At 45.6% G+C, this 6,208-nt stretch carries 2 protein-coding genes; one reads left to right on the top strand and one right to left on the bottom strand.

Features of this window, described 5'->3' with window-relative positions; translation table 11 throughout:
• Positions 1-1,086 (top strand): cell wall metabolism sensor histidine kinase WalK (locus A3761_RS05035; protein WP_156491617.1); only part of this gene is annotated, 1,086 nt, incomplete at its 5' end.
• Positions 1,087-1,124: 38 nt separating this feature from the next.
• On the opposite strand, the gene A3761_RS05030 is transcribed toward A3761_RS05035, so the two are convergent.
• On the bottom strand, positions 1,125-6,208 hold a 5,084-nt coding region (locus A3761_RS05030), incomplete at its 5' end, for a tandem-95 repeat protein (RefSeq protein ID WP_156491616.1).

Here is a 6,208-nt window from a genome sequence, read left to right as displayed (position 1 = left end):
GAGACGCCGGTAATTCCACACCGAAAGCCAAGGTATCATGATGACGATGATGATGAGCATCACGATCACGATGACAAACCCTATCGAACACACTTGCTAAATTTGGCCGACCAACAAATATCGTCACCAAACGGGCAAAGTTATATCTTGCGAGTCATGCCTTCGCGCTATATACAGTCCCGCTTCAACCCAGAGTCTTTGCACGGCTATCGTCTACTGGCATCTTGTATCATCATATTATTAGGTTCATTGTGGATAGCACGCTCTATCGCCAAGCCTATTCGCGTGTTACATCAAGCCAGCCTTGAGATATCCCAAGGAAAGCTCGACATTCGCGTCAGTCAGGATGTTGGCAAACGCAAAGATGAACTAGGGCAACTCGCCACCGCATTCGACCAAATGGCTGATAAAGTATCTGACTTAATCAGCAGTCAGCAGCAACTTTTTCGTGATATTTCGCACGAAATAAGAACCCCACTCACTCGACAAAAACTCGCGATTGAACTCGCCAGATCAGTTGATGACCCAGGCAAGTTGTTAGACAAAATCGAACACCAGAACCAATGTATTGAAGAACTTATCAACCAACTGCTCACCTTAATGCAAACTGACAACCAGCAATTGACGCAGATGGAGAGCCTGTCCCTGTCACAACTCTTGGGCCGCATTACCGATGACGCAGAGCTAGAACTAAAAGAAAAAAACCTGACACTAAAAACCGATTTGCAAAGCGATGCGCTCATCAAAGGTGACGAGCCCTTGCTAACCCGGGCATTTGAAAACCTGCTAACAAACGCCATCAAATACAGTCCCAACGATGCCAACATCGAGCTCAAGCTCTATGAGGGCTCTGGCAATCTTCATATAGAGATTTTGGACGAAGGCCCAGGCATTCCAGAAGAAGAACTCAAATCTATCCTCAAACCCTTCTACCGAGCTGACAAAAGCCGTAACCGAGGCACGGGAGGCTTTGGATTAGGTCTCGCTATTAGCTCGCAAATTATTAAGAAGCACAATGGTGTGATTGAGTTGAGTAATCGGGAGGTTAAGGGGCTTAGGGTTGTGGTTATTTTGCCGAAGAGTTGAGAAAGTTTTTAAGGGCCCGAAGGCCCTTTATGTAGCCTCTAGGCCCAAGCCGTCGCTATTGCTGTATCGACTTGGTTTTGCTCATCAGAATTCAGCGATATGCTGCCTCCTGAAGGAGCTCCGAACGAAGCCATCGCACTTACAAGCTGTTCAATATTAATAGCATCAATGGCTTGGCCACCCGCCTCAATTGAATCCAGCTTAAACTTATCTGCCTTGTACCAGTTATTAACTCGAACGTGGTCTTCACTTCCCAGCACATAAATATCGAGATGGTTGTTCGTCTTTTTGAACCATACATCATCGACATCACCTACACTTTCCAAACTAAGTTTGTCAGTATCAGTCGCGAAGTTATTTGAAGCGTTATTAATACGATCATAGCCATCACCAGTTTGGTAGTAATAGGTATCATGGCCTTTACCACCCACCAACAAATCGTTACCTTCATTCCCGTAAAGCTTATCAGAGCCATTAGCACCTTTTAGTGTATCTGCTCCCAAGCCGCCATATAGAGAGTCGGCACCGCCACCACCGTGTAGCGTGTCGTTGCCTTCATATCCATATAGAACGTCCTTTCCACCTTTGGCTGCGAGGTTATCGTTATTATTTCCACCCTCTAAAGTTTCTGCAGCACCAGTTCCAACAATAGTAATTGGATCATCCTCAGTTGAGTTTACAGTTACTGCGACGGTTGAATTGGCGACTCCACCATTACCGTCCGAAACTTCGTAGGTGATTGAATCTTCTCCTACGAAATTAGCGCTAGGCGTATATGAGATAGTTCCATCACCATTGATAGCTACGACACCGCTAATCGCCGCAGCAGCCACAACAGATAAACTATCACCATCAATATCTCTATCGTTCACAAGAACATCGATAACAACTGCCGTATCTTCATCAGTAACAGCTGTATCAGATATTGATACCGGCGCATCATTTTCAGGATTGACCGTGACGGATACCGATGAGGTCGCCGTGCCACCGTTACCGTCTGAGACCTCATAGCTAATGCTATCAAGACCATTAAAGTCTGAATTTGGCGCATAACTTAGTGTGCCATCGCCATTTATCGCAACTGCACCGTTTGACGCTGATGCTGAGCTAATGCTCAAACTATCTCCGTCGATATCGCCATCATTCGCTAACACATCAATGGTGACAGAAGCATCTTCCTGCGTTACAGCGGTATCGACTACAGCAACTGGTACATCATTTTCGGGGTTAACCGTGACGGATACCGACGAGGCCCCCGTGCCACCGTTACCGTCTGAGATTTCATAGCTAATGCTATCTAAGCCGTTGAAATCTGCATTAGGTGTATAGTTCAGTGTGCCATCGCCATTAATCACAACAGCACCATTTGACGCTGATGCAGAGCTAATGCTCAAACTATCTCCGTCGATATCACCATCATTCGCTAACACATTAATGGTGACAGACGTATCCTCCTGTGTTGCTGCCGCATCTGCAACAGCAACAGGCGCATCATTTTCAGGGTTCACTGTGACAGAGACTGACGAGGTCATGGTGCCACCGTTACCGTCTGAGATTTCATAGCTGATGCTATCTAAACCATTGAAATCTGCATTAGGCGAGTAGCTCAGCGTTCCATCGCCATTAATTACAACAGCACCACTTACCGCTGATGCAGAGCTAACGCTCAAACTATCACCATCGATATCGCTGTCATTCGCTAACACATCAATCGTGACTGACGTATCTTCCTGCGTTGCAGCCGTATCGAATACAGCAACAGGCGCATCGTTTTCGGGGTTAACCGTGACGAATACCGATGAGGTCGCCGTGCTACCGTTACCATCTGAGACTTCATAGCTGATGCTATCTAAACCATTGAAATCGGCATTAGGTGTGTAGTTCAGCGTTCCATCACCATTGATGAGAACCGAACCATACGAGGCTGAAGCAGAGCTAATGCTCAGACTATCACCATCGATATCGCTGTCATTGGCTAACACATCAATGATAATGGAAGTATCTTCCTCGGTGTTTGCTGTATCCGCTAGAGCGGTAGGTTCGCTATTGCTCGAACTACTCTCGTCAGTCGCTAATGACTCAATATGATCGATTGAATGTGTGATATCCAAATCATCGAAATACACTACTACTTTTCGTTCCGGTGACTCATACCAGTCTTTAACGGTTATCTGATCAGACGTTCCGATAATAGAAACCACGAGGTCATTGCCTTGCTTTGCATAAGCCACATCCGACTCATTAACCTGGTAAAGCCATATCTCATTATAGTCGCTTCCAGTATTGTAAATGACATCTTGACCAAAACCAGGGTCGAAATCATAGTCATCTTCACCCGAACCGCCGTACAAAGTATCGTTCCCAGCACCGCCAACTAAGATATCGTCGCCACCTTCACCATACAGAGTATCATCGCCTTCAAAACCTGCGATCCAGTCATCACCAGCACCACCTAAAAGTGTATCAGCCTGACTAGTTCCCTCAATATCTTGATCAACCGGAGCGTTAGCCAACATGTCTGTGATGTCGTTTTGATTCCAAACTGTCCCGTCAGCAAAACGAATTTCGTCAACGGGTGCGGTTTCACCTATGCCCTTCCCTTGGTATGTCAAAGGTTCAAAATAATCTGCCAACGTGACGACATAGCCATTATTTCCGATTTCTAATTCGAGACCATAACCATTAGCATAAAAATTAATATCGTCGGGAGAGATGCCTTCCATAAACTCCAGTACATCAAAGTCACTTGCGCTTCCACCTGGCCCCCCTGAAAAGCTAGCGCCATAATGACCCGCTTCAGAGCCGTTGTAGATAAAGGTGTTTACGCTGTTTATACCGACACGATAGGTATCATCACCATCACCGCCAAACATAAAAGCACGACCATCATAATTGTCGTTGCTCATATTTCTCGACTCCAAAATGTCATCCCCTTCGTTACCAAATAGCAAACCGTCACCGATTATCAAATCGCCACCACTACTACCCACTAACTCATCAGAACCACCAAAGCCAACGATGATATCTCGCCCCCAAGACCCATAAACGACTTCTTGGTCTCCAGTACCTTCAATAAAATCGTCATCATTCGTACCGATATAATCGCCACTCCCGTTAGGTTGATCTACAACGTTAAATCCTGCTGGAGCTTGCCCATCGTATGAGAGCGGAAGGTCTTCAACGTTTGCCTGAACATACGCAGATTCCCAGACAGTATTATCGGCAAAGCGTATTTCATCAATTACGCCACTTGGGATTCCTGAGTCGAAATAGTTCGAGACAATGACATTCTCACCCGTTTCAAAAGAGATCATTAAATCATCACCACTTTGGTGAAGCGCAGCATTTTGTGCGCTTAAATCATTCGCTATTTCAATGATGTTAAAGTCTTCTGAAAAATCAGAAATACGAGATACTCCAGAACCTGCGTAGATACGATATACATCGCCCCCAAAGCCGCCCATTAGACGATCATTCCCTTTGCCACTAATCAGGGTATCTTGGCCGTCTCCACCATAAAGTTCATCATCACCTGCGCCCCCGGATAGAACGTCATGACCCTCTCCGCCTCGAAGAATGTCATTATTTGCTTTGCCATATAGCTGATCATTCCCGGCACCGCCTTCAAGTTCATCAAACATTGCGACATCATCCGTGCCGAAAATTAGATCGTCACCCTCAGTGCCTAAAGCATAATTCCAAGATTCCGTTTCGTTAGTCCTAATTACGACATAACCTGAACCATTATAGTAACCACCTGAAATATCAATGACCTCGCCTATCGTATCGGTAATTTCGACCTCGGTGTCATTCACAAGCAAGTGATCAAGTTGATAGCGCCAATTTCCATAGTCTCTATCAAAATGCAAACTGACCTCAACAGACCAGTCCAAAGCCTCGCCAGCGCTAATAAATAGTGAGTGTCGACCTTTCATTCTGAATTCAATGTCACTTGCATCGATATCACCCTGAAGGTTTAGCGTATTTAAGCCTCCACCGAATACAACTTCATCATGGCCTTCACCCACATTCATACTAACGGTATCATCGCCATCGCCGGCATTAACGTAATCATTCCCGGCACCGCCATTCAATTCATCATTGCCCTCACCACCATAGAGCCAATCATTACCAGAATTACCAAACAATTGGTCAGCGCCCGAATAACCTAGCAACGAGTCGTCACCTTGCCCACCGCTGAGGTGGTCGTTGCCTTGACCTCCGACAATGCTGTCATTCCCTGCCAAACCATCAATTTCGTCATCAGCATCACCTGCAACAAAATAGTCGTCACCTTCGGTAATAGAATTAATGATCAAAGCATAGATATCTGTTTCAGCCCATTCGGAACCATCAGAAAACTCGAAAGTAGATACTTGGCCGGTACTGGTCGTATCGTCACTAGAGTTTGAAAAGTAACGTGCGACAGTAAGAGTTTCACCTGTAGATTTGACAGTAATAAGCAGGTGGTCACGATAACTATTATGGGTATCCTTAACACGCTCTAACTCGAGATCATTCGCTTGAATTGACTCATCAAACATGACGGTATTACTCCCGACAAGGCTTGAATTACTATCAAAGTCGATAATGTCATGACCGGACCCAATGCCGTATAAATACGTATCATTGCCTAAACCACCTGTTAGGGAATCGTCCCCCGCACCACCATCTAAAGTATCATTGCCGGTACCTCCATTTAAGGTGTCGCGCCCTTCTCCGCCTAAGAGTATGTCATCACCGTCCAAGCCATTTAGATTATCATCTCCCGCCAATCCACTTAGCGTATCAGCGTCAGCTGTCCCCTGAATGGTATCGTTGCCCGCTGTTGCCTCAAATGTTTTAGTTCGAAGCTCAGAATCTGACCATGTTGACGAAGTTGCATCAAATTGAATCGAGAGACTTGTTCTCTGGCTTGGATCCGTATCGAAAAAGCCAAAGACTTCGATTGTTTCTCCGCTGGCAGTCAGGGTTATGATCAAATCATCGTAGCTATTCACCAGGTCTATTTCACTTGGGTCAACCGTCTCGGAAAATATGAGTAGATGAGACGCTTCAGCACCTTCTGCACGAATTTGATCATTCCCATCTCCCAAAGCATAGTGATAGATATTATGGCCCG

The sequence above is a fragment of the Oleiphilus sp. HI0123 genome (assembly GCF_001635315.1).
Note: the sequence above shows the minus strand (reverse complement) of the source record. Positions and strands in the feature narration are given on the sequence as shown.